Annotated in this window: 21 protein-coding genes; 16 read left to right on the top strand and 5 right to left on the bottom strand. The window is 69.8% G+C overall.

Features of this window, described 5'->3' with window-relative positions; translation table 11 throughout:
• Nucleotides 1-24: 24 nt before the first annotated feature.
• From NBY69_RS11230 to NBY69_RS11220, 3 genes are all read left to right on the top strand, one after another.
• Nucleotides 25-771 (top strand): SDR family NAD(P)-dependent oxidoreductase, encoded by a 747-nt coding sequence (locus tag NBY69_RS11230; protein ID WP_250300566.1) that lies wholly within the window; start codon nt 25-27, stop codon nt 769-771.
• Nucleotides 768-1,829 carry a low specificity L-threonine aldolase gene (locus tag NBY69_RS11225; RefSeq protein WP_250300863.1) on the top strand — a complete coding sequence of 354 codons (1,062 nt, stop codon included), beginning with the start codon at nt 768-770 and terminating at the stop codon, nt 1,827-1,829. The genes NBY69_RS11230 and NBY69_RS11225 overlap by 4 nt, the downstream gene beginning before the upstream one ends.
• An 87-nt stretch (nt 1,830-1,916) precedes the next feature.
• Complete coding sequence (locus tag NBY69_RS11220) at nt 1,917-2,516, top strand: transglutaminase family protein (protein ID WP_250300564.1); 600 nt, start codon at nt 1,917-1,919, stop codon at nt 2,514-2,516.
• Between the two features lie 46 nt (nt 2,517-2,562).
• Here the strand turns inward: NBY69_RS11220 and NBY69_RS11215 are convergent, their stop codons facing one another.
• Nucleotides 2,563-3,285: a 1-acyl-sn-glycerol-3-phosphate acyltransferase gene (locus NBY69_RS11215; RefSeq protein WP_250300562.1), complete on the bottom strand. Its 723-nt coding sequence runs from the start codon at nt 3,283-3,285 to the stop codon at nt 2,563-2,565.
• 255 nt (nt 3,286-3,540) lie between these two features.
• Between NBY69_RS11215 and NBY69_RS11210 the strand changes: the two genes are divergently transcribed.
• The 5 genes from NBY69_RS11210 (at nt 3,541) to NBY69_RS11190 (ending at nt 8,166) form a co-directional block, all read left to right on the top strand.
• The gene (locus NBY69_RS11210) at nt 3,541-3,960 is read left to right on the top strand and encodes a thioredoxin family protein (RefSeq protein WP_250300560.1); all 420 of its coding nucleotides are present in this window, start codon (nt 3,541-3,543) and stop codon (nt 3,958-3,960) included.
• A 214-nt stretch (nt 3,961-4,174) separates the two neighbouring features.
• On the top strand, nt 4,175-4,696 hold the full coding sequence (locus NBY69_RS11205) for a flavin reductase family protein (protein ID WP_250300559.1): 522 nt from the start codon (nt 4,175-4,177) through the stop codon (nt 4,694-4,696).
• 199 nt (nt 4,697-4,895) lie between these two features.
• Nucleotides 4,896-5,681, top strand: coding sequence for an electron transfer flavoprotein subunit beta/FixA family protein (locus tag NBY69_RS11200; RefSeq protein ID WP_250300557.1), 786 nt, complete (start codon nt 4,896-4,898; stop codon nt 5,679-5,681).
• A gap of 71 nt (nt 5,682-5,752) precedes the next feature.
• Nucleotides 5,753-6,715 carry an electron transfer flavoprotein subunit alpha/FixB family protein gene (locus tag NBY69_RS11195; protein ID WP_250300555.1) on the top strand — a complete coding sequence of 321 codons (963 nt, stop codon included), beginning with the start codon at nt 5,753-5,755 and terminating at the stop codon, nt 6,713-6,715.
• Nucleotides 6,716-6,867: 152 nt separating this feature from the next.
• Complete coding sequence (locus NBY69_RS11190; protein WP_250300553.1) at nt 6,868-8,166, top strand: DUF6986 family protein; 1,299 nt, start codon at nt 6,868-6,870, stop codon at nt 8,164-8,166.
• A gap of 70 nt (nt 8,167-8,236) precedes the next feature.
• Here the strand turns inward: NBY69_RS11190 and NBY69_RS11185 are convergent, their stop codons facing one another.
• Nucleotides 8,237-9,214, bottom strand: a complete 978-nt coding sequence (locus tag NBY69_RS11185; RefSeq protein WP_250300862.1) for a LacI family DNA-binding transcriptional regulator — start codon at nt 9,212-9,214, stop codon at nt 8,237-8,239.
• 189 nt (nt 9,215-9,403) lie between these two features.
• Here NBY69_RS11185 and NBY69_RS11180 point away from each other — a divergent pair, with 189 nt between their 5' ends.
• On the top strand, nt 9,404-10,363 hold the full coding sequence (locus NBY69_RS11180) for an ROK family protein (RefSeq protein ID WP_250300551.1): 960 nt from the start codon (nt 9,404-9,406) through the stop codon (nt 10,361-10,363).
• Here the strand turns inward: NBY69_RS11180 and NBY69_RS11175 are convergent.
• Entirely contained in the window at nt 10,353-12,383 is a 2,031-nt protein-coding gene (locus NBY69_RS11175; RefSeq protein ID WP_250300549.1) for an NPCBM/NEW2 domain-containing protein, read from the bottom strand. The two genes, NBY69_RS11180 and NBY69_RS11175, sit on opposite strands and share 11 nt — an antisense overlap.
• A 268-nt stretch (nt 12,384-12,651) precedes the next feature.
• On the opposite strand from NBY69_RS11175, the gene NBY69_RS11170 reads away from it, so the two are divergent.
• The 5 genes from NBY69_RS11170 to NBY69_RS11150 all read left to right on the top strand — a co-directional run bounded on the left by NBY69_RS11170 (nt 12,652) and on the right by NBY69_RS11150 (nt 18,753).
• Complete coding sequence (locus NBY69_RS11170; RefSeq protein ID WP_250300548.1) at nt 12,652-13,944, top strand: ABC transporter substrate-binding protein; 1,293 nt, start codon at nt 12,652-12,654, stop codon at nt 13,942-13,944.
• A gap of 23 nt (nt 13,945-13,967) precedes the next feature.
• On the top strand, nt 13,968-14,882 hold the full coding sequence (locus NBY69_RS11165; protein ID WP_250300546.1) for a carbohydrate ABC transporter permease: 915 nt from the start codon (nt 13,968-13,970) through the stop codon (nt 14,880-14,882).
• Nucleotides 14,879-15,796 (top strand): carbohydrate ABC transporter permease, encoded by a 918-nt coding sequence (locus NBY69_RS11160; protein WP_250300544.1) that lies wholly within the window; start codon nt 14,879-14,881, stop codon nt 15,794-15,796. The genes NBY69_RS11165 and NBY69_RS11160 overlap by 4 nt, the downstream gene beginning before the upstream one ends.
• A 111-nt stretch (nt 15,797-15,907) precedes the next feature.
• Nucleotides 15,908-17,386: an FG-GAP-like repeat-containing protein gene (locus NBY69_RS11155; protein WP_250300542.1), complete on the top strand. Its 1,479-nt coding sequence runs from the start codon at nt 15,908-15,910 to the stop codon at nt 17,384-17,386.
• 329 nt (nt 17,387-17,715) lie between these two features.
• The gene (locus NBY69_RS11150) at nt 17,716-18,753 is read left to right on the top strand and encodes an NUDIX hydrolase (RefSeq protein WP_250300540.1); all 1,038 of its coding nucleotides are present in this window, start codon (nt 17,716-17,718) and stop codon (nt 18,751-18,753) included.
• Between the two features lie 115 nt (nt 18,754-18,868).
• Here NBY69_RS11150 and NBY69_RS11145 read toward each other — a convergent pair whose 3' ends face one another.
• On the bottom strand, nt 18,869-20,233 hold the full coding sequence (locus NBY69_RS11145; RefSeq protein ID WP_250300538.1) for a dipeptidase: 1,365 nt from the start codon (nt 20,231-20,233) through the stop codon (nt 18,869-18,871).
• Between the two features lie 155 nt (nt 20,234-20,388).
• Here NBY69_RS11145 and NBY69_RS11140 point away from each other — a divergent pair, with 155 nt between their 5' ends.
• Nucleotides 20,389-21,699, top strand: a complete 1,311-nt coding sequence (locus NBY69_RS11140) for a geranylgeranyl reductase family protein (protein ID WP_250300537.1) — start codon at nt 20,389-20,391, stop codon at nt 21,697-21,699.
• 93 nt (nt 21,700-21,792) lie between these two features.
• Here NBY69_RS11140 and NBY69_RS11135 read toward each other — a convergent pair whose 3' ends face one another.
• A complete protein-coding gene (locus NBY69_RS11135; protein WP_250300534.1) occupies nt 21,793-22,254 on the bottom strand; it encodes a nitroreductase family deazaflavin-dependent oxidoreductase in 462 nt (153 codons plus the stop codon).
• A gap of 131 nt (nt 22,255-22,385) precedes the next feature.
• Here NBY69_RS11135 and NBY69_RS11130 point away from each other — a divergent pair, with 131 nt between their 5' ends.
• A complete protein-coding gene (locus NBY69_RS11130) occupies nt 22,386-23,081 on the top strand; it encodes a TetR/AcrR family transcriptional regulator (RefSeq protein ID WP_250300532.1) in 696 nt (231 codons plus the stop codon).
• Nucleotides 23,082-23,084 lie beyond the last annotated feature (3 nt).

The following is a 23,084-nucleotide window of genomic DNA, read 5'->3' as shown; positions in this document are numbered from 1 at the left end:
GCTCGTACGGAGGAGGCGAAGGCAATGGGTAAGGGAATGTTGGACGGAGCCGTGGTCGCCGTGGCCGGCGCGGCAGGGCCCGCGGGCCGGGCCGCGCTGCTGAGACTGGCCGAGGCCGGAGCGACCGTGATCGGTGCCGACGCCGATGTGGGCCGCCTCGCCGAAGCGGTCGACGCGGCCCGTTACGCACACGGCGGGGCCACCGTCATCGGTGAGCCCGTCGACCTGCTCGATCTGGACGCGACCCGCGCCTGGGCCGACCGGACGGAGTCGGAGTTCGGCCGGATCGACGGTCTGGTGCATCTGGTCGGCGGCTGGCGCGGCAGCGCCACGTTCTCCGAGACGGACCTCCGCGACTGGAACACGCTGGAGCGGCTGCTCATCCGAACCGTGCAGCACACCTCGCTCGCCTTCCACGACGCGCTGTTGCGCAGCGACCGCGGTCGCTATGTGCTGATCAGCGCGGCCGGTGCCTCCAAGCCCACGGCGGGCAACGCCGCGTACGCGGCCTCGAAGGCCGCCGCGGAAGCCTGGACGCTGGCGCTCGGCGACGCCTTCCGCAAGGCGGGCGGCGAGGCCGGACCGCGGGCAGCCGCGTCCGTGCTGGTCATCAAGGCGTTGGTGCACGACGCGATGCGCGCCGAGCGCCCGAACGCGAAGTTCTCGGGCTTCACCGACGTCCTGGAGCTGGCCGAGGCCATCGCCGGTGTCTGGGAGCAGCCCGCCGGAGAAGTGAATGGAAAGCGCCTGTGGCTGACCCCCGCGCCGTGAAGACCGATGCCGTACGCCACCACGACCCGCAGGTGCGCGGCTTCGCCAGTGACAACTACGCCGGAGCGCACCCCGAGATCCTCGCGGCGCTCGCCGTGGCCAACGGCGGGCACCAGGTGGCGTACGGCGGCGACGCGTACACCGACCACCTCCAGCGGCTGATCCACAGCCACTTCGGGCCGGACGCGGAGGTGTTCCCGGTCTTCAACGGGACCGGGGCCAATGTGGTCGCCCTCCAGGGGCTCACCGACCGCTGGGGTGCGGTCGTCGCGGCGGAGACCGCGCACATCAACGTGGACGAGGGCGGCGCGCCGGAGCGGATGGCCGGGCTGAAGCTGCTGACCGTGCCGACGCCGGACGGCAAGCTCACCCCCGAGCTCATCGACCGGCAGGCATTCGGCTGGGACGACGAGCACCGGGCCATGCCGCAGGTCGTGTCGATCACCCAGAACACCGAACTCGGCACCGTCTACACACCTGACGAGATCCGGGCGATCTGCGACCACGCCCACGGCTACGGGATGAAGGTGCACCTCGACGGGGCCCGGATAGCCAACGCCGCGGCCTCGCTCGACGTACCGATGCGGGCGTTCACCAACGCCGTGGGCGTGGACATCCTGTCGTTCGGCGGCACGAAGAACGGCATGCTCTTCGGTGAGGCCGTCGTGGTCCTGAACCCGGACGCGGTACGGCACATGAAGCATGTGCGGAAGATGTCGATGCAGCTCGCCTCGAAGATGCGCTTCGTCTCGGTGCAGCTGGAGGCGCTGCTCACCCGCGACCTGTGGCTGCGCAACGCCCGCCACTCCAACGCCATGGCCCAGCGGCTCGCGGCCGGAGTGCGTGGGACGGACGGCGTGGAGATCCTCTACGACGTCCAGGCCAACGCCGTTTTCGCGCGGCTGCCGCACGACGTCAGCGAGCGGCTGCAGAAGCGGTACCGCTTCTACTTCTGGGACGAGCCCGCGGGCGACGTCCGCTGGATGTGCTCCTTCGACACCACCGAGGAAGACGTGGACGGGTTCCTGATGGCACTGAAGGAAGAGCTGGCCCGTTAGGGCGTGCAGCCGACTTTCCATGTATGAATATGCGGCCGACCGGAAATCAATTGACTCCGGTCGGCCGCACTCGTACCCTCGCCCGTCATGGAGCTGATCCAGGAAGTACCCGAACCCGCCGCGTACTTGGCCGCTGACGAGAGCATCGACCACGGGCACCCGCTCGTCCGGGAGACGGCGGCCCGGCTGCGCCGCGACGCCACCGACGCATACTCATACGCCAAAGCGGCGTTCGAATGGGTACGTGACGCGATTCCGCACTCGAACGACTCGGGCGATCCGCGTGTCACCTGGCGCGCCTCCGACGTCATCGGGCAGCGCACCGGCATCTGCTACGCCAAATCCCACGCCCTGGCGGCGCTGCTGCGCGCCGAGTCTCTTCCCGCGGCCCTCTGCTACCAGCGGCTCGCGGACGACGACGGAACACATCCGGTGATCCACGGCCTGGTCGCCGTACTGCTGCCCGGTCGGCGGAGCTGGGCCCGCCAGGACGCACGCGGCAACAAACCGGGTGTCGACGCGCAGTTCTGCCCGGACGGGAGCCGCACGGCCTGGACCGTGCGCCCCGAGCACGGAGAAGTGGACTACCCGACGCTGTACGCCGCTCCGCACCCGGCCGTACTGGCCGTGCTGCGGGCGGCGCCGGACCGTCCGTATCTCGCGCGTACGCTCCCCGCCGCGCTCTGAGGCGGGAGCGGGCCGTCCCGCTCCCGGGAGAGACGTTTCCGCTGGGTCAGCCGGCCTCGCGCACCTGCGCGGCGGTCGGCGCGGTGCCGCCGAGATGCGCCGGGACCCACCAGGTGTCCGCCGCGTTCTTCGGGCGTACCGGATAGGCGCGCTGGGCTGCTTCGAGCAGTTCCTGCACCCGCTCGCGCAGCCGGCGGGTGATCGCCCCGGCGTACTCGTCGGTGGGCGCCTCCATCGGCTCGCCGACCCGGATCGTCACCGGGATGTGGCTGCGCTTGAGGTTGCGCGGCCGACCCTTGGTCCACAGCCGCTGGGTGCCCCACAGCGCCATCGGGATCAGCGGTACGCCGGCGTCCTGGGCCAGCCGCGCGGCGCCCGACTTGAAGCTCTTGAGCGTGAAGGACTCCGAGATGGTGGCCTCGGGGAAGACGCCGATGATCTCGCCGGAGCGCAGCGCCGTGAGGGCGTGCCGGTAGGCGGCCTCGCCCTGCTTGCGGTCCACCGGGATGTGCTTCATCCCGCGCATCAGCGGCCCGGAGATCTTGTGCCGGAACACCGACTCCTTCGCCATGAAGCGGACCAGACGCTTCTGCGGGAGCGCGACGAGGCCGTCGAAGATGAAGTCCAGATAGCCGATGTGATTGCTGACGAGCACGGCCCCGCCGGAGCGCGGGATGTGCTCGGAACCCTGTGTATCGATCTTCAGGTCGAGCGCCTTGAACAGACCGCGAGCGGCGCCGATGACCGGTCGATAGACGAGTTCTGCCATCTGGAAAAGACCCTTCTGTGCCCGGGGATGTGTCCCCCGGCGGAAGTTACGCTGCCGTAGGTTTTCGGCATTGGGCAGATCGTGCCCCATGGCGTCCAGAGTAGCCACCCCTGGTGTCGCCGGGCCGCGAGATTCTTGTCACGTCGTCAAAAGAGCGCCCGCACCACGCCTCAACAGCGGATACGCGGTGCGGCCGGAGCCGGGGGCGGTTCTCCACGCGACCGCGGGAATCACCGTGGCCAGGTGGGTGCTGCAATGAGGCGACACGCTGAACCGCGGCGTGTGACGGTACGCGCGGACCCGCGCGCTGCCGGACCGGTACGGCGGCGAAGCGAACGGAGACCGAAGGTGCGCGCAGGCGACAGCGAAGTGCTGCTCAGCGCCCGCGAGTTGGGTGAACCGCTGGGGGAACGGGCGACGCTCGTCCAGTTCTCCAGCGCCTTCTGCCAGCCCTGCCGGGCGACCCGGCGGACACTGGAGGAAGTGGCCGCCATGGTCGACGGCGTCGCCCACGTCGAGCTCGACGCCGAGGCGCAGCTGGGCCTCGTGCGGCAACTGGACATCCGGAAGACCCCCACGGTGCTGGTGCTCGACGCGGACGGCCGGATCGTCCGCCGCGCCTCGGGCCAGCCGCGTCGCGCCGATGTCATCGCCGCTCTGGGACACGCGGTCTGACGCGCCGTGATCGATCTCCTACATTCCGCGACGCTCTTGACTGGGCGCTTCTCGTGTCGTCAATCTGACGCTATGTCGCAGCTGCTTCGCCCCTACGGCCGACTTCTTCACGGCTGGGCCCCCACGGGCCTCGCCCGCACCGCCGACGGGCGCTGTCCGGGTGTCTGAACACTCCGGGTCCCGTTCGCCGACACCGCAGAAGGAACACCATTCCATGACGGCTCAGACTTCTGAAGCAGCTCCGACGACTCCCACCGACCGGCCCGCCGCTTCCGCGCTGCTCCGCTCGGTCTTCCGCAGGCATGCCGCCGGTGTCGCGGTGATCACCGCGGCCGGTGACAGGCCTGTCGGTTTCACGGCCACCTCGCTCAACTCGGTGGCCGCCGAGCCGCCGCTCATCTCCTTCGGCGTCGGGACCGGCTCGTCGAGCTGGCCGGTGGTGGCCGAGGCCGAGCACGTCGGCGTGCACATACTCGGCGAGCACCAGCAGGAGCTGGCCGCCACCTTCGCGCGCAGTGGTGCCGACCGGTTCGCCGCACCCACCGATTGGCGCAGCGGCCCCGAGGGTGTGCCGCTGCTGGACGGCGTACTGGCCTGGCTGGTCTGCCGGGTGGTGGCGCGGATTCCCGCAGGGGACCACCGCATCGTGATCGCCGAGGCCGTCGCCGGGGACCCGGCCGGGGCAGGGCGCCCGCTGCTCTACCACCAGGGCCGCTTCACCGCGCTCCGGGACTGAGAACCTCCTGCGTGACCGGGCGGTCGGCGTTGCCCAGGTCACAGTTCAAAGCGCTTGCTCACTGGGTACATTCTGGATGTACTGACGAGTAATATTTTGGTGGGGGAGTCGGAACCCCCGACCGGAAATCGCCCCAACAGGCGCCTATGCTGCGAGCAACAAGGCAGCCCGGAAAAGACGATGCAGTAGGAGAGCCGGCGTGAGCTTGAGGATCGTTGTCTGTGTGAAGTACGTGCCCGACGCCACCGGCGACCGGCATTTCGCCGATGACCTGACGCTGGACCGTGACGATGTCGACGGTCTGCTGTCGGAGCTCGACGAGTACGCGGTGGAGCAGGCGCTCCAGATCGCCGGTGAGGCGGACGACGCCGAGATCACCGTGCTCACCGTCGGCCCCGAGGACGCGAAGGACGCGCTGCGCAAGGCGCTGTCGATGGGTGCGGACAAGGCTGTTCACGTCGAGGACGACGATCTGCACGGCACCGACGTGATGGGTACGTCGCTGGTTCTCGCCAAGGCGATCGAGAAGACCGGCTACGACCTGGTCGTCTGCGGCATGGCGTCGACGGACGGCACCATGGGTGTGCTTCCGGCGCTGCTCGCCGAGCGGCTCGGCGTCCCGCAGGTCACCCTGCTCTCCGAGGTCTCGGTCGACGGCACCACGGTCAAGGGCCGCCGGGACGGAGACACCGCCAGCGAGCAGCTGGAGGCTTCGCTGCCTGCCGTCGTGTCGGTGACGGACCAGTCGGGCGAGGCCCGCTACCCGTCCTTCAAGGGCATCATGGCCGCCAAGAAGAAGCCGGTCGAGGCCCTCGACCTGGGGGACCTGGACCTGGACGCGGACCTGGTCGGTCTCGAAGGCGCCTGGACCAAGGTGGAGTCCGCTACGGAGCGTCCGGCCCGCACCGCGGGCACGATCGTCAAGGACGAGGGCGAGGGCGGCAAGCGGCTCGCGGAGTTCCTGGTGAGTCAGAAGTTCATCTGAGGCTCGACGAGCCCCCTCCATCCGCCTGATCGCCCGCAGATTCTTCGTATTCGCAGCAGGAGAGCATTGTCATGGCTGAAGTTCTCGTCTACGTCGACCACGTCGACGGTGCCGTCCGTAAGCCCACCCTGGAGCTGTTGACGCTGGCCCGGCGGATCGGTGACCCGGTCGCCGTCGCGCTCGGCTCCGGCGCCGAGGCCACCGCCGCCGCGCTCGCCGAGCACGGCGCGGTGAAGGTCCTCACCGCCGACGCCCCCGAGTTCGGCGACTACCTCGTCGTGCCGAAGGTCGACGCGCTGCAGGCCGCCTACGACGCGGTCTCCCCGGCCGCGGTCCTCGTCCCCTCGTCCGCCGAGGGCAAGGAGATCGCGGCGCGCCTCGCGGTCCGTATCGGCTCCGGCATCATCACCGACGCCACCGACCTGGAGGCCGGTGACGAGGGTCCGGTGGCCACGCAGGCCGCGTTCGCCGCGTCGTTCACCACCAAGTCCCGTGTCAGCAAGGGCGTTCCGGTCATCACGGTCAAGCCCAACTCGGCTCCGGTCGAGGCCGCCCCGGCCGCGGGCACCGTCGAGGCCCTGACGGTCTCCTTCGGTGAGAAGTCCACCGGCACCAAGATCGTCTCGCGTACGCCGCGGGAGTCGACGGGCCGCCCGGAGCTGACCGAGGCCGCGATCGTGGTCTCCGGCGGCCGGGGCGTCAACGGCGCCGAGAACTTCCACATCATCGAAGCCCTCGCCGACTCCCTCGGTGCGGCCGTCGGCGCCTCGCGCGCCGCGGTCGACGCCGGGTGGTACCCGCACTCGAACCAGGTCGGCCAGACCGGCAAGTCCGTCTCGCCGCAGCTCTACATCGCCAACGGCATCTCCGGTGCGATCCAGCACCGCGCCGGTATGCAGACCTCGAAGACCATCGTGGCCGTCAACAAGGACGCCGAGGCCCCGATCTTCGACCTCGTCGACTACGGCGTCGTCGGTGACCTCTTCCAGGTCGTCCCGCAGCTCACCGAGGAAGTCACCTCGCGCAAGGGCTGACCAGCGTATTCCGTACGGCCGGGGGCCGCGTGGCGAATTTCGCCGCGCGGCCCCCGGCCGTTTCGGGCACCCATTGACGCAGATCATGACCGCCCATTAACTTCGCTGTACGGATTATTTATTCCGATGAGCGGAAAACAGGAGGATGCAGGATGGGTCAGCAGGAGAAGGTGGCGACGAGCCTGGCCGGCGCGGTCAGCGAGGACATCAGCGCTTCCCTCGTCGCCGTCGACGAGGAGCTCGCGCGCCACTACCCGGGGGACCCCGGAACCCGCCAGCCCGTCCATACGGTGTACGTACCCGGGGACGCGTTCGAGCCCCGGACCGTCCGCTCCTGGGGCGACCAGGCCCTCGCCTCGCTCGACGCACACGCGCCGGACGCCGGCTCCTTCGCCGCGCTCCTCGGAATCGGTACCGAACTGGCGGGCCCGGTGTACGAGCGGGTGCGCGCCAAACTGCAGCGCGAGCCCGTGGAGGACCTGCGCATCGACTTCGAGGACGGTTACGGCCCGCGCCCCGACGCCGAGGAGGACGCGGCGGCGGCCCGCGCCGCCCGACTGGTGGCCGAGGCGTACGCCGACGGCACGGCCGCCCCGTACATGGGCATCCGCATGAAGTGTATGGAGGCAGCGGTCCGCGACCGCGGAATCCGCACCACGGACATCTTCCTCACCGGGCTGATGCAGGCCGGCGGGCTGCCCGAAGGGCTGGTCCTGACCCTGCCCAAGGTCACCTATCCCGAGCAGGTCACCGCGTTCGTCCGGCTCCTCGAAGCCTTCGAGGAGGCCCACGGCCTGCCCGGCGGGCGGATCGGCTTCGAGATCCAGATCGAGACCAGCCAGTCCATCCTCGCCGCCGACGGCACCGCCGCCGTCGCCAGGATGATCACCGCGGCGGAGGGCAGGGCCACCGGACTCCACTACGGCACCTTCGACTACAGCGCCTGCGTCGGCGTCAGCGCGGCCCACCAGGCCAGTGACCACCCCGCCGCCGACCACGCCAAGGCCGTGATGCAGGTGGCGGCGGCCGGTACCGGCGTCCGTGTCTCGGACGGTTCCACCAATGTGCTGCCGATCGGGACGACCGAGCACGTCCACGAGGCCTGGCGGCTGCACTACGGCCTCACCCGCCGTGCGCTGGCCCGTGCGTACTACCAGGGCTGGGACATGCACCCGGCTCATCTGCCGACCCGGTACGCCGCCGTGTACGCCTTCTACCGCGAGGGCCTGGAGCCCGCCGCCGCCCGGCTCGCCGCGTACGTGGCCAAGGCCGGCGGCGACGTCATGGACGAGCCCGCGACCGCCAAGGCGCTCAGCGGTTACCTGCTGCGCGGTCTGGACTGCGGCGCCCTCGACTCCGCGGAGGTCACCGGGCTTACCGGCCTGACCCGCGCCGACCTGGACGGCTTCGCGAGCCCGCGCCGCGCGGACCTGACGGTGACGGCCCCTTGAGGCCTGCCCGGTCAGGGCCTGTCCGGCCCCCGTCGTCGACGACGGGGGCCGGACTGTGCCCGAACTGCCGTTATGCGGGCGGGATCTCGCCCGAGCCGCGCGCGATGAGCCGGGTCGGCAGCACCTTCTGGGACGGTGCGTCGTTCGCCCCGTCCAGTCGGCGGAAGAGCGTTTCGGCGGCGGTGCGTCCCAGCGCCGCCGCGTCCTGGGCGATCACGGTGATGCCCAGCAGGTCGGCCAGTTCGATGTCGTCGAAACCGACCAGGGCGACCGGCTGATCGCGCTCCGCCAGGACCCGTACGGCGGTGACCGTCACACGGTTGTTGCCCGCGAAGATCGCGGTGACCGGTTCCGGTCCGTCCAGCAGGGCCCCCACCGCGGCACGGACCCGTTCCGCCTCGGTGACGCCGAGCGAGACCCAGGCGTCCTCCACCGTCAGGTCCGCCTCGGTCATCGCCGCGTGGTAGCCGCGCAGTCGCTCGGTGGCCGTGTGGATGCGCGGCTGGTCCCCGATGAAGCCGATCCGGCGATGGCCCCCGGCGATGAGATGGGCGACGCCGTCGCGCGCGCCGCCGAAGCTGTCCGAGAGCACCATGTCCGCGTCGATCTTCCCGGCGGGCCGGTCGACGAAGACGGTGGCGACCCCGGCGGCGATCTCGGGTTCCAGATAGCGGTGGTCGTCACCGGCCGGGATCACGATCAGCCCGTCCACCCGGCGGGCGCACAGCGCGAGCACCAGTTCCTGCTCGCGCTCGGGGTCCTCCGCGCTCGATCCGTTGATGAGCAGGGCGCCATGGGCGCGGGCCACCTCTTCCACCGCGCGGTTCAGCGGCCCGTAGAACGGGTCGGCGAGGTCCTCCAGGACCAGGCCGATGCTGGCGGTACGGCCCTTGCGCAGCACACGCGCACTGTCGTTGCGGCGGAACCCCAGGGCCTCGATGGCCTCCTGCACCCGGCGCTCCGTGTCGGGCGTGACGCCCGGCTCGCCGTTGACCACCCGTGAGACGGTCTTGAGACCGACTCCGGCACGAGCGGCGACGTCCTTCATCGTCGGCCGGTTGCCGTATCGGGGCTCGGGGTGGCTGGCGGTGTGGGCCACGGTGCGCTGTCCTGTCGTCGGCTGGTGGAGCGGGAAGAGCTGTGGCGTCGAGCATAGGGCCTGGACAACGTTGTCAGGTGAATGGAGACTGGCCACAGCACTCTTCATTACCCCTTGTCACCTGGAGATCCGACACCGATGCACAACCACCTGGTAGCCGCGCTCGACATCGGCGGCACAAAGATCGCCGGCGCGCTGGTGGACGGCAGGGGGCAGATTCTCGTCCGCACACAGGCGCCGACGCCCGCCAAGGAGGACGGCGACACGGTGATGGACGCCGTCCGGACCGTGCTGGCGGCCCTCGCCGCCGACCCGCGCTGGGAGCGTACGACGGCCGTCGGGATCGGCAGCGCCGGCCCCGTGGACGCCTCGGACGGGACCGTCAGCCCGGTGAACGTGCCGGGCTGGCGCGACTATCCGCTGGTCGGCCGGGTGCGCGACGCCGTGGGCGGACTGCCCGTCACGCTCGTCGGTGACGGCGTCGCGATGACCGCCGCCGAACACTGGCGGGGCGCCGCCCGCGGTTACGACAACGCCCTGTGCATGGTCGTCTCGACCGGTGTGGGCGGCGGTCTGGTGCTGGGGGGTGTGCTGCGCGCGGGTCCCACCGGGAACGCGGGGCACATCGGTCACATCAGCGTGGACCTGGACGGGGACTCCTGCCCGTGCGGGTCACGCGGCTGCGTGGAGCGCATCGCCAGCGGGCCGAACATCGCCCGCCGGGCGCTGGCCGACGGCTGGCTGCCCGGCCCGGACGGCGACGCCACCGCCGCCGCGGTCGCCGCGTCGGCCCGCTCGGGCGACCCGGTCGCCACCGCCTCCTTCGAGCGCGCGGCCCAGGCGCTGGCCGCGGGGATCGCCGCCACGGCGACCCTCGTCGAGATCGACATCGCCGTGATCGGCGGGGGAGTGGCGGGCGCGGGCGAGGTGCTCTTCGCCCCGCTGCGGCGGGCGCTGCGGGACTACGCCACGCTCTCCTTCGTACAACAGCTGAAGGTGGCTCCCGCGCTCATGGGCAATGACGCGGGTCTGGTCGGGGCGGCAGCCGCCGCCTCGCTCGGCGAACCGGGCGGGGCGGCGGCGGTTGTCAGCAGCTGAGCTTCGCGTCCGCCCAGTCGGCGTGGTCGGAGTCGTTCCCGTCCCCGGCGTCGGTGACCACCAGACGTACCACCTGCGCACCGCTCACGTCGGCCGAGATCGAGTGCGCGAAGTCGACGTTGGTGAGGACGCCGGTCGACGCCACCTTCGTGCCGTCCGCCCAGATCTCGAAGGTGACCGTGCCCTTGATCCCCGTCTCGTCGTCGACACCCACCTGGGCGCTCACCTTGGAGCAGGCGCCGCCGGCGTAGTACTCGACAGCGCTCGGCGCGTGCACCCCGAGGCCCTTGGCGTAGACGATCCCGTTGATGGTGATCGGGCTGCCGTCGCCCGCTTTGGTCTCACCGTTGCTGGTGTCCTTCTCCACCGGGCCCCAGCCGTTGCTGGACGACACCGCGGGCAGATCGCTGAGATACGAACTCCCCGACGGCGGCGCCACGACGACATGGGCCTGGACGGGCAGCTCGGTCGTGACGCGTGCCCCGGTGAGGGAGCGGTACGTCGAGGTCAGCTTCAGGTCGTACGAGCCCGTGGCGGCCCCTGCGGGCGGCGTGAGCCGCCAGGAGGTCCGCAGGGACTCCCCGGTCGGCACGGATGCCGCCGTGGCCTTGGAGAGGGCCTTCACACCCCAGCCGGCCGGAGCGGAGAGCGAGGCGCCCGCCTGGAGCGCCGGGGTACGGCCCTGGTCGGTGACCGTGGTGGTCAACGTGCTCGCCTTGCCCGCCTGGACGAGCAGGGAGCCGCTGATGCCCGACTCGACGGCCGACGGGTACGCGGCCCACTTGGGGTCCTGTGCGACGCGCAGCAGCACCGTGCCGTGCGCCGGGACGGTCGCCGAGAGGCTGCCCGCCGTGTTGTAGGTCTTGTGCTGCCAGAGATCGCGCTCGGTGTACCCGGACGCCTCGGGCAGCCCGACCGCGCTCGCCGTGGTGGAGACGCGCTGCGGACTGTCGCTCTCGTTGAAGAGCGCGACGGCGCGGCTGCCGTCCGCCATCTCCTTCGCGACCACCCAGCGACCGCCCTCGGAGGACAGCACCTTGCCCTGCTTGCCGAGCGGGTCCTGGTCGACGGCGATGACTTCCTTGTTGGTCACGATGTCGTACGTCTCGGCCGATGCCTTGCGCAGGTCGGTGCCGATGAGCAGCGGCGACGCCATGATCGACCACATCGAGAAGTGCGTGCGGTACTCGGTGTCGGTCATACCGCCGTTGCCGACCTCCAGCATGTCCGGGTCGTTCCAGTGCCCGGGGCCGGCCGCCGCGTCGAGCGGCAGGTTCTGCTTGAGGATCGACAGCATGGACGACCAGCTGTCGCTGATGTCACCGGTGGTGCGCCACAGGTTCCCGACGTCCCCGGCCCACTCCCAGGGCTTGTTGGAGCCCCATTCGCAGATGCTGTAGACGATCGGGCGGCCGGTCGCCGCGAGCGCGTCACGCATCGTCTTGTAGCGCTGCACCGCGTCGATGCCCAGGTTGTTGCAGTTGTCGTACTTGAGGTAGTCGACGCCCCAGTCGGCGAACTGCTGGGCGTCGCTGTACTCGTGGCCGAGCGCTCCGGGCAGCCCCACGCTGTCGCACGTCTTGGTGCCGGCGCTCGTATAGATGCCGAGCTTCAGGCCCTTGGAGTGGACGTAGTCGGCAACTGCCTTGATCCCGTTGGGAAATCGCACGGGATCGGGGACCAACTTGCCGTCGGCGTCCCGCTGCGGCTTCGCCCAGCAGTCGTCGAGGTTGACGTACTGGTAGCCGGCCGCCTTGAGTCCCTTGTCGACGAAGATGTCGGCGATGCCCTTCACCATCGTCTCGTTGAAGTCGGCGCTGCAGCCGGTGGAGTTCCAGTTGTTGAAGCCCATCGGAGGTGTCAGTGCGAGACCGTTGCCGAGATGCGGGGACACACTGTCCGGCGCGGTGCTCGCGACGGCCGGGGAGGCTACCCCGCCGGCACACAGCAGGGCTGTGACCAGTGCTCCGAGGACTCTTCGGCGGGTTCCGGTGGTGGTGCGGGCTGGAAGGTGACGCATCGATACGTTCCTCCGTACGTTCCCGTGATCGGATGTCTGCATGTACGTGTCAGTGACGAGCGTTTACGGTAGGGCTTGTTCGACTCTGTTGGAAGAGTCGCGGTAACGGTTGTTCGATATCTCGCTAAAACCCTTGACTGGCACGTCAGTTGAGGGTGAGATCCAATCCTCGCGTTCGTTTGTGTTGAGTTTCACCCTGGAGGAGGGGGACATGGCGCAGTCTTCGTACAACGGTTCAGTCGTGCCTGGGAGTGTGGCTGGACATCGGATGTCCCGGCGGGGCCTTCTGCGTGGCGCGGCGGCCGGTGCCGGCGCCGTGGCGCTGCCTTCGCTCCTCACGGCCTGCAGCAGCGGCCCCGGAGGAGACTCCAAGACCATCAAGCTGGGGTCGAATTCCTCGGACGCGGTGCCGAAGAAAGCATTTGCCGACGCCTTCGCCGCGTACGAGAAGCAGTCCAAGGACGGCCGGAAGATCAAGGTCAACACGGTTGACCACAACAGCTTCCAGGAGAACATCAACCGGTATCTGCAGAGCGATCCGGACGAAGTCTTCATGTGGTTCGCCGGAAACCGGATGCAGTACTTCGCCAAGAAGGGCCTGCTGTACGACATCAGCGACCTCTGGCAGGAGTACAAGGGCTTCACCCCCGCGCTGAAGGCCCAGTCGACGGGAGCGGACGGCAAGCAGTACTTCACGCCGTACTACTACTACCCGTGGGCGGTCTTCCATCGGAAGAGCCTCTTCACCAAGTACGGCTACGAGGCGCCGAAGACACTCGACGAGTACGTCGCGCTCGCCAAGCAGATGCAGAAGGACAAGCTGGACCCCATCGGCTTCTGCGACAAGGACGGGTGGCCCGCGATGGGCACCTTCGACTACCTCAACATGCGGACCAACGGCTACGACTTCCACAAGTCCCTGATGGCCGGGGAGGAGGCGTGGACCGACAAGCGGGTCAAGGACGTCTTCGACACCTGGCGGCGTCTCCTGCCGTACTGCCAGAAGGGCGCCAACGGCCGTACGTGGCAGGAGGCGGCACAGAGCCTGCAGAAGCGCGAGATCGGCATGGTGGTCCTCGGGATGCCGCACCCGGGCCAGCAGTTCCCGGCGAACGAGCGCCCCGACATCGACTTCTTCGCGTTCCCCGAGATCAACCCGGAGCACGGACAGGACGCCGTCGAGGCACCCATCGACGGATTCCTGCTGGCGAAGAAGTCCAAGGAACTCAAGAACAAGAAGTCCATGGAGAGCGCGAAGGACCTGCTCAGGTGGCTGGCCACGCCGAAGGCCGAGGACGTCTACCTCGCCGGTGACCCCAACAACATCGCGGTCAACAGCGGGGCGGACCTCTCGAAGTACACCCCGCTGCAGAAGAAGTCCGCCGAACTGATCGCCGGTGCCAAGCAGATCTCGCAGTTCATGGACCGTGACACCCGCCCCGACTTCGCCTCGACGGTGATGATCCCGGCCATCCAGAAGTTCATCTCCAGCCCGAACGATGTCGACGGCCTGTGCAACGACATCGAGCGTCAGAAGAAGTCCATCTTCGCTTCCGAGTGATCAGCCCCCTGGAGTAAAGACCCGTGGCGCTCAACACCGCGCGGCGCTCCGGACGACGAGGCCGCCGCCGTTTCACCAGGCGCGACCTCGTCGTCCTCGGGGTGCTGCTGGGCATACCCGTCCTGCTCGACGTCGCCATCGTGTGGGGGCCGACCCTCGCTTCGGTGGTGCTCTCCTTCACCAGCTGGGACGGCATCGGATCCATCAAGTGGGTGGGGACGCAGAACTACTCGAACCTCTTCACCAACTACCCGCCGTTCTGGCCCGCCGTGCGGCACAACCTGCTGTGGCTCGCCTTCCTCGGGCTCGTTGCCGTGCCGTTCGGCCTGCTGCTCGCCGTACTCATCGACAGGGGCGTGCGGTTCAGCCGCTTCTACCAGTCGACCCTGTACATGCCGGTGGTGCTCTCGCTCGCCGTGGTGGGCTTCATCGCCCAGCTGATCTTCTCCCGCGACCAGGGCGTACTCAACGCCGTGCTCGGGAACACGAAGAATCCCACCGACTGGCTCGGCGATCCGAACCTCAACATCTGGATGATCCTGCTGGCGGCGGCCTGGCGGCACACCGGCTACGTGATGATCCTCTACCTGGCCGGACTCAAGGCCGTCGATCCCTCGCTCAAGGAAGCGGCGTCCATCGACGGCGCGAGCGAGGCGCAGACCTTCTTCAGGATCGTCTTCCCGACCCTGCGGCCGGTCAATGTGATCGTCGGCGTCATCACCGTCATCGAGTCGCTGCGCGCCTTCGACATCGTCTACGCGGTGAACCACGGCCGCAACGGCCTGGAAGTGCTCTCGGTGCTCGTCACCGACAACATCATCGGCGAAGCCAGCAGAATCGGCTTCGGCTCCGCGATCGCCGTGGTGCTGCTGGCGGTCTCCATGGGCTTCGTCGTGACGTATCTGGTGCAGGAGATCCGAGGAGAGAAGTCCCGATGACCGTAGGCACCGCCCCGCCCCGCGCCGTGGCCCCGGCGTCCGTGCCCACCGCCCGCCGGCGGGGGACGCGTCCGGGCCGGATCGGCGTACACGTCTTCCTGATGGGCGTCTCGATCGCGTTCCTCGCGCCTCTGCTGCTCGCGGTCTACGCCTCGCTCAGGCCGTACGACGAGACGTCCAAGTACGGGTACTTCTCGCTGCCGAAGCACCTCTCCTTCCACTACTACAAACAGGCGTTCAGCGACTCGGGGATGACGAAGTACTTCGTCAACACCCTGATCATCGCGGTGCCCGGCGTCATCGTCACGCTGTTCCTCGCGTCCTTCGTCGCCTTCGCCGTCTCCCGGATCCGGCTGCGCGGCGGCATCGTGCTGCTGATGCTCTTCACCGCGGGCAACCTGCTGCCGCAACAGGTCATCGTCACCCCGCTGTACGTCGTCTTCAACCGCATCCCGCTGCCGTACTGGATGTCCGACTCGATGACGATGTTCGACTCCTACTGGGCCGTCGTCCTGGTACAGGTCGGATTCCAGATCGGCTTCTGCGTCTTCGTCCTCGCGAACTTCATGCGGACCCTGCCCGAGGAGATCCTGGAAGCCGCGATCGTCGACGGGGCTGGCGTCTGGACCCAGTTCTGGCGGATCACGCTGCCCCTGTGCCGCCCGGCCATCGCCGCGCTCGCCACCCTCGAATTCACCTGGATGTACAACGACTTCCTGTGGGCCCTGGTCTTCATGTCCGACGGGGACAAGCTGCCCATCACCTCGGCGCTGAACAACCTCCGCGGTCAGTTCTTCACCGACTACAACCTGCTCGCCGCGGGATCGGTGATCGTCGCGCTCCCCACGCTGGTGGTGTTCCTGCTGTTGCAGAAGCACTTCATCGCGGGACTGACGCTCGGTTCGACCAAGTGACGGACGAAGTCGGTGGGTTTGCGCTTCTGCCCGCCCCATTGCCTGTGCAACCATTCCGCGCTCACGCGTGTCAGGGGAGGTGAAGCAACCATCTGAAAGAGCGGAGCTCGTGTGTCTTCCCGAACCCTGGGTACTGGTGTGGCCCTCGCCGTCGCCGTCGTGTCCGCCGTCGTCGTCGCACCGGCGGCCCGAGCCGGATCCCCGTCCGCCACGACCGCCGGCGCCGTCGCGGCGGTCGAGAAGGCGGACTTCAACGGCGACGGCTATGCCGATGTCGCCTTCGCGGCGCCGTCCGCCACGGTCGACGGGAAGAAGGGCGCCGGTTACGTCGGGGCGATGTACGGCTCCAAGTCCGGTGTGAACCGGGCCTCCAGGCAGGTCATCACCCAGAACTCCGAGGGCGTGCCCGACTCCGCCGAGTCCGCCGACGCGTTCGGCAGCGCACTCGCCTCCGCCGACCTCGACGGCGACGGCTACACCGATCTCGTCGTCGGGGCCTCGGGGGAGGACGCGGGCGTCGGCAAGCTCGGCACGCTCACCGTGCTCTGGGGGAGCCCCACGGGCCTCTCCGGCGGTGCGGTGATCGCCAAGGGGGAGACCGACACCGGAGGCATCGGCGACAAGCTCGCCGTCGGGGACTTCAACGGTGACGGCAGCCAGGACGTGGTGACCACCGCGAGCGGGATGCATCTGCGGCTGCTCTCCGGGCCGTTCGGGCGCGACGGCTCCGCACACGGCACGACGGTCGTCCGGGACATGGACGACACCCGGTACCTGGACATCGCCGCGGGAGACATCACCGGCGACGGCATCACCGACCTCGTCGGTACGGTCAACGACGGTGACGAGTACGACGCCCGGCGGGTGCGCTTCCTGCGCGGTACGCCCGACGGGTTCGCCGCCGCCACGACCGTCACCAACTCCAAGGGGGGCCGCGTCCAGGGCGGCGAACACGTCACCACCGGGGACGTGAACCACGACGGATTCGCCGACATCGTTGTCGGCCGCCCGGTCGAGGGGTACGACAGCGATGTCGATCTGCCCCTCGCCAAGGGCGGCATGATCATGTACATCCCGGGTGGCTCGACCGGGCCGCAGGGCGACGGGGCGAAGGCCTTCAGCCAGGACTCCCCGGGCGTCCCCGGGGCGTCGGAGGTGGGCGACGGCTTCGGAGCCGCGGTCTCCGTCGGTGACACGAACGGCGACGGGTACGGCGACATCGTGGTCGGTGTTCCCGGCGAGGCCCTCGGCACCAAGGCGCGGGCGGGGCAGGTGATCGTGCTGCGGGGCAGCGCCACCGGCCCCACCGCCACCGGTTCCAAGGCGTTCCACCAGGACACCCCGGGCATCGAGGGGGTCGCCGAACCGAAGGACGAGTTCGGCGGGGCGACCTCGCTGGCGGACGCCGATTCCGACGGCCGGGCCGAGCTGATCGTCGGCGCCCCCGGTGAGAACGAGAACGCGGGATCCGTCTGGGCGCTGCCGGGCACCGCCGACGGCACGACGGGCACCGGCTCGATGACCTTCGGCAGCGGCACGCTCGGCACCGACCCGGCGAACGCGCGGCTCGGGTCGTCCTTCAACCGCTGACACCTGACCCGGCACGATCCGTCGGCCCGGCGCATCCACCTGCCCGCGGGCCGACGGATACGCCGGGCCCGATCCGCTCCGCCGTTCTTCCCCGATGTCAGCACGCGGGTTCATGGGCGATACCTGTGAGTATCCCGAGGGACGACGAGGGTGACGAGCACCATGCCGCACAACGGGGTTTCCGTGGCAGGGTGTTGCGGGCAAGCCACTGAAGGCCAGGGCCTGTCCGGCGGATCGGGGTCGGACAGGGCGCGGCGTCGGGGCAACGCGGCGAGGTGCCGTGCCCCGGCCATGATCTGCCGGACAGGTCTGAGGGAAGAGGGGGAACCGTGATCGTCTGGGTCAACGGTGCGTTCAGCGCGGGGAAGACCAGTGCCGCGCGAGAACTGATCGATCTGATCCCGAACAGCACCTTCTACGACCCCGAAGTACTCGGCGGGGCGCTGCGGTTGCTGCTGCCGCCGAAGAGGCTGGCCGAGGTGAACGACTACCAGGACCTGCCGATCTGGCGGCGCATGGTCGTCGACGCGGCCTCCGCGCTCCTCGCCGAGATGGGCGGGGTGCTCGTCGTGCCGATGACGCTGCTCAGACAGGAGTACCGCGACGAGATCTTCGGAGGACTGGCCTCCCGCCGCATCCCGGTCTGTCATGTGCTCCTGGCACCGGAGGAAACGATCCTGCGCGAACGGATCGCCGGCCGCGAGGAGTTCCCGGACGATCCCGAGGGCAGCGCGCGCACAAGACAGTGGGCGTACGAACACATCGAGCCCTACCGGACGGCGCTCGGCTGGCTCACCACGGACGCCCATACGCTCGACACCAGCGCCCTCACCCCGGCCGACACCGCGCGGCAGATCGCCGAGGCGGTCCGTACCGGGGCCGCGCGGGCCTGCGAGATCGTCCAGACCCCCGAGCCGACCGCGGAGACACTCGCCGCGGGCGTCCTGCTCTTCGACGAGCAGGACCGGGTGCTGCTCGTCGACCCGACGTACAAGCCCGGCTGGGAGTTCCCCGGCGGAGTGGTGGAGAACGGTGAGGCCCCGGCCCGCGCGGGCATCCGCGAGGTCGCCGAGGAGATAGGGATACAACTGGACCGCGTGCCCACGCTGTTGGTGGTGGACTGGGAGCCGCCGAACCCCCCGGGATACGGGGGCCTGCGGCTGCTCTTCGACGGTGGCCGCCTCGACAGCGGCGAAGCGGAACGGCTGCTGCTGCCCGGTTCCGAGCTGCGCGGCTGGCGGTTCGTCAGCGAGCAGGACGCGGCGGAGCTGCTGCCGCCCGTCAGGTACGAGCGGCTGCGCTGGGCCCTGCGGGCCAGGGAGCGGTCGGTCGTCCTGAACCTGGAGGCCGGTGTCCCGGTCGGCTGACACCTGCGGTACGGCTGCGGCGACCCCGTGACGGGACCGCCGCAGCCGGCGCGGGCCGTGGCCGCTACCGCGCAGCGCCGCCCGGTGACGGGCGGTCCGGGCGTGCGGCGTGCGGTCAGCTCTGCTTGGACCTGGCGTAGTTGACGAGGAAGTGCGCCTCGGCGACCGAGAGCCGCTCCAGCTCCTCGGGGGACACGCTCTCGTTGACGGCGTGGATCTGCGCCTCCGGCTCGCTGAGTCCGATCAGCAGGATCTCCGCCTCCGGATAGAGCGTGGCCAGTGTGTTGCACAGCGGGATCGAGCCGCCCATGCCCGCGGACTGCATCTCCTCGCCGGGGTACGCGATTCGCATCGCCTCGGCCATCGAGGTGTACGCGGGGCTGCTGGTGTCGGCGCGGAACGGCTGCCCCTGGCCGACCTGCTCCACCGAGACCCGCGCGCCCCACGGGGTGTGCGCCTCCAGGTGCGCGGTCAGCAGCTTGGTCGCCTCCGCGGCGTCGGTGCCCGGCGGCACCCGCAGGCTGACCTGGGCCCGTGCGCTCGCCTGCACCGACGGAGTGGCGCCCACGACGGGCGGGCAGTCGATTCCGATGACCGTGACTGCGGGGCGGGCCCAGATCCGGTCGGCGACCGTTCCGGTGCCGATCAGCGCGACCCCGTCGAGGACCTTCGCATCCTGACGGAACTCGGCCTCCGGGTACTGGAGCCCCGCCCAGCTCGCGTCCGCGGCCAGGCCGTCGACGGTCGTTGAGCCGTCCGCGGCGCGCAGCGAGTCCAGCACGCGGATCAGCGCGGCGAGCGCGTCGGGCGCCGCGCCGCCGAACTGGCCGGAGTGCAGATTGCCTTCGAGGGTGTCCAGCTGGACCCGGAGCATCGTCATGCCGCGCAGGGTGGCGGTGACGGTGGGCAGGCCGACCCGGAAGTTCCCGGTGTCCCCGATGACGACGGCGTCGGCGGCGAGCAGTTCGGGGTGTGCCTCCGCGTACCGCTCCAGGCCGCCGGTGCCCTGCTCCTCCGAGCCTTCCGCGATGACCTTGACGGAGACGGGGACGCCTCCGCCGGCCTTGAGGGCGCGCAGCGCGAGCAGGTGCATGATGAACCCGCCCTTGCAGTCGGCGGCGCCCCGCCCGTACCAGCGGCCGTTCCGCTCGGTCAGCTCGAACGGCGGGGAGAGCCAGGCGTCCTCGTCGAGCGGCGGCTGCACGTCGTAGTGCGCGTAGAGCAGCACCGTCGGGGCGTCGGCGGGGCCGGGCAGGAAGCCGTAGACCGACTGGGTGCCGTCCGGAGTGTCCAGCAGGGCGACGTCCTGGAAGCCCTCGTCACGCAGCGCACCGGCAACCCAGTTCGCCGCGTCCTCGCACTCGCTCCTGGGGAAGAGCGCCGGATCCGCCACCGACCGGAACGCGACCAGCTCGGTCAGCTCCGCCTGGGCGCGGGGCATCAGCGAGGCGATGGTCTCGGCAATCGGAATCGCGGTCATGGGCACGCTCCTCGTGGGTGCGACGTTGAAGTACGTGTACGTGTGTGTACAACGAAGGTGCGATCGATCCTCCCACAGCGGGATAGGGCGACATCGCGCCGTAGTATGCCGTCGACAGCACGGGCCACTGGTCGGATCAGGAGCAGCAGCACATCGTGAGCAGCGAGAACGCAGACGCGAGCACGGAGAACGACCGGCCGGTATGGGATGTGGTGGTGGTCGGCGCAGGTCCTGCCGGGGCCTCTGCGGCATATGCCGCGGCGGTGGCGGGACGCCGGGTCCTCCTTCTGGAGAAGGCCGAGTTGCCCCGCTACAAAACATGCGGGGGCGGCATCATCGGCCCGTCCCGCGACTCCCTGCCACCGGGGTTCGAACTGCCCCTGCGCGACCGGGTGTACGCGGTGACGTTCTCGATGAACGGCAGGATGACCCGGACCCGGCGCTCCAAGCAGATGCTCTTCGGGCTGATCAACCGCCCGGAGTTCGACCAGGGGCTGGTCGAGGAGGCGCAGAAGGCGGGCGCCGAGATCCGTACGGGTGCGGCGGTGGCGAGGGTCGAGCAGCACGGCTCCGCTGTCCCGGACCGGCGCACCGTCGCCGTGGTCCTCTCCGACGGGGAGACGGTGCTGGCGCGCGCGGTCGTGGGCGCGGACGGCAGTGCCAGCCGCATAGGGGCACATGTCGGTGTGAAGCTCGACCAGGTGGACCTCGGCCTGGAGGCGGAGATCCCGGTGCCGCCGACGGTCGCCGAGGACTGGGCGGGCCGGGTGCTCATCGACTGGGGCCCCATTCCGGGGAGTTACGGATGGGTGTTCCCCAAGGGCGACACGCTCACCGTCGGTGTGATCTCGGCACGCGGCGAGGGCGCGGCCACCAAGCGCTATCTGGAGGACTTCATCGCGCGGCAGGGTCTGGCGGGCTTCGAGCCGTCCGTCTCCTCCGGACATCTGACACGGTGTCGCAGCGAGGACTCACCGCTCTCCCGGGGGCGCGTGCTGGTCTGCGGGGACGCGGCCGGTCTGCTGGAGCCCTGGACGCGTGAGGGGATCTCCTTCGCCCTGCGTTCGGGCCGGCTCGCGGGGGAGTGGGCGGTCCGGGTGTCGGAGGCGCACGACGCGGTGGACGCCCGCCGTCAGGCGCTGAACTACGCCTTCGCCATCAAGGCCGGACTCGGTGTCGAGATGGCGGTCGGGCGCCGGATGCTCAAGCTGTTCGAGCGCCGCCCGAAGATGCTGCACGCGGTGATCACCGGATTCCGGCCCGCCTGGAAGGCGTTCGCCGGGATCACCCGCGGTTCGACCTCACTCGGGGAGCTGGTCCGTACGCATCCGATGGCCCAGCGTGCCCTGGGCGCTCTGGACCGCAAGGAGCCCGACAAGGCGACGGGCAAGGCCGCCGGTCCCGGTGAGAACGCAGCCGAGGACACCGGCGAGGACGTGGGCAGGGAAGTCAGCCCGGTCGAGTAGTCGGTCGTCGGCCGGGTGTCCGGTCAGCCGGGTGCCCGGCCGACCGCGCGTCCGGTCGGCCAACTGGCCGGGTTGGCCGGTCCGGCCGGTCGGTCAGTGTGCCGCGGTGATCCGGAAGACGGGGTGGTCGGGGGCGATCCGCCGGAGTTCCTCGGTGGTCGATTCGGGGCCGACGCCGCCGAAGAACGTCCCGACCTCCGCCTTCCAGCGCTTCAGATAGGCGCGCAGGATCTCGGGCTTCTCGTCGTCGGGCACCTCGACCGCGGTGAAGGGCTGCTGCTTGCCGCCGAGCCCGAGTTCGCCGCCTCCGGCCACGCGCATGTTGTGCGTCCACTGGACGTGGCCGCGGGCGGCGATCAGATACTGTCCGCCGTCCAGCGTCAGCGGGTTGACCGGAGTGTGGCGCCACTCGCCGCTCTTGCGTCCGCGCACCGCCAGGATGCGTGAGCCCCGGACGCTGATGCCGCGCCGGGTCAGCCCGCCGACCACCCGGTTGAAGACGTTGACCGTGAGCCAGCCGGGCTTCTTGACGTAGGTGGGGGCGGTGGCAGTCATGGGTTTCTCCCTCTGAACAATGTGAGCACTGCTCTCTCTCCTGGGACCAGTCTGCATCGGAACAGTGATCTAAAGCAAGAGCAGTGCTCACGTTGTTGGTCACTGATCTGATATCTGGCAGACTGGCTGCCATGAGTGCTGTCCGAGGAGCCAGGGAACGGGCCCGTGTCGAGGTCACCGCAGCTATCAAGGACGAGGCGCGCAGACAGCTCGCCGACCAGGGGGCGGCCAAACTCTCCCTGCGTGCGGTGGCCCGTGAGCTGGGCATGGTCTCCTCCGGCCTCTACCGCTACTTCCCCAGCCGGGACGACCTGCTGACCGCGCTGATCATCGACGCCTACGACGCGATCGGGGAAGCCGCCGAAGCCGCCCTCGCCCCTGCGGGCCGGGCCACCGACCACGACCGATGGGTCATGGTCTGCGCGGCGGTACGCCGGTGGGCGCTCGCCCACCCCCACGAGTACGCCCTGATCTACGGCTCTCCGGTCCCCGGCTACGCGGCCCCGCAGGCGACCGTCGGTCCCGCGTCCAGGGTCGCGCTGGTCCTGATATCCGTCACCCTCGACGCGAACCGCACCGGCGGACTGGCCCTCCCCCCGCTGCCTGAAACACTGCGGCCGGAGGCCGGGCGTCTCGCCGCGGATGTCGCCCCGGAGCTCCCGCCCGCGGTCGCCGTGGCCCTCGCCGCGGCCTGGGCGCAGCTCTTCGGGCTCATTTCCTTCGAGCTCTTCGGCCAGTTCCACAAGGTGGTGACGGACCGCGAAACCTTCTTCGCGCACGCCGCCGGGAACCTCGCGGAGTCCGTCGGTCTACTCCGCAGGGAGTAGGCC

Source organism: Streptomyces sp. A 4/2, from assembly GCF_940670765.1.
Taxonomy (GTDB): domain Bacteria; phylum Actinomycetota; class Actinomycetes; order Streptomycetales; family Streptomycetaceae; genus Streptomyces.
This window is presented reverse-complemented; position numbering and strand designations above follow the sequence as displayed.

Bases quoted from the DNA above. Each gene is read 5' to 3' on its own strand.
- NBY69_RS11230 (WP_250300566.1), top strand. From the start codon at position 25: ATGGGTAAGGGAATGTTGGACGGAGCCGTGGTCGCCGTGGCCGGCGCG.
- NBY69_RS11220 (WP_250300564.1), top strand. From the start codon at position 1,917: ATGGAGCTGATCCAGGAAGTACCCGAACCCGCCGCGTACTTGGCCGCT.
- NBY69_RS11215 (WP_250300562.1), bottom strand. From the start codon at position 3,285: ATGGCAGAACTCGTCTATCGACCGGTCATCGGCGCCGCTCGCGGTCTG.
- NBY69_RS11210 (WP_250300560.1), top strand. From the start codon at position 3,541: ATGAGGCGACACGCTGAACCGCGGCGTGTGACGGTACGCGCGGACCCG.
- NBY69_RS11205 (WP_250300559.1), top strand. From the start codon at position 4,175: ATGACGGCTCAGACTTCTGAAGCAGCTCCGACGACTCCCACCGACCGG.
- NBY69_RS11195 (WP_250300555.1), top strand. From the start codon at position 5,753: ATGGCTGAAGTTCTCGTCTACGTCGACCACGTCGACGGTGCCGTCCGT.
- NBY69_RS11190 (WP_250300553.1), top strand. From the start codon at position 6,868: ATGGGTCAGCAGGAGAAGGTGGCGACGAGCCTGGCCGGCGCGGTCAGC.
- NBY69_RS11185 (WP_250300862.1), bottom strand. From the start codon at position 9,214: ATGAAGGACGTCGCCGCTCGTGCCGGAGTCGGTCTCAAGACCGTCTCA.
- NBY69_RS11180 (WP_250300551.1), top strand. From the start codon at position 9,404: ATGCACAACCACCTGGTAGCCGCGCTCGACATCGGCGGCACAAAGATC.
- NBY69_RS11175 (WP_250300549.1), bottom strand. From the start codon at position 12,383: ATGCGTCACCTTCCAGCCCGCACCACCACCGGAACCCGCCGAAGAGTC.
- NBY69_RS11170 (WP_250300548.1), top strand. From the start codon at position 12,652: ATGTCCCGGCGGGGCCTTCTGCGTGGCGCGGCGGCCGGTGCCGGCGCC.
- NBY69_RS11160 (WP_250300544.1), top strand. From the start codon at position 14,879: ATGACCGTAGGCACCGCCCCGCCCCGCGCCGTGGCCCCGGCGTCCGTG.
- NBY69_RS11145 (WP_250300538.1), bottom strand. From the start codon at position 20,233: ATGACCGCGATTCCGATTGCCGAGACCATCGCCTCGCTGATGCCCCGC.
- NBY69_RS11135 (WP_250300534.1), bottom strand. From the start codon at position 22,254: ATGACTGCCACCGCCCCCACCTACGTCAAGAAGCCCGGCTGGCTCACG.
- NBY69_RS11130 (WP_250300532.1), top strand. From the start codon at position 22,386: ATGAGTGCTGTCCGAGGAGCCAGGGAACGGGCCCGTGTCGAGGTCACC.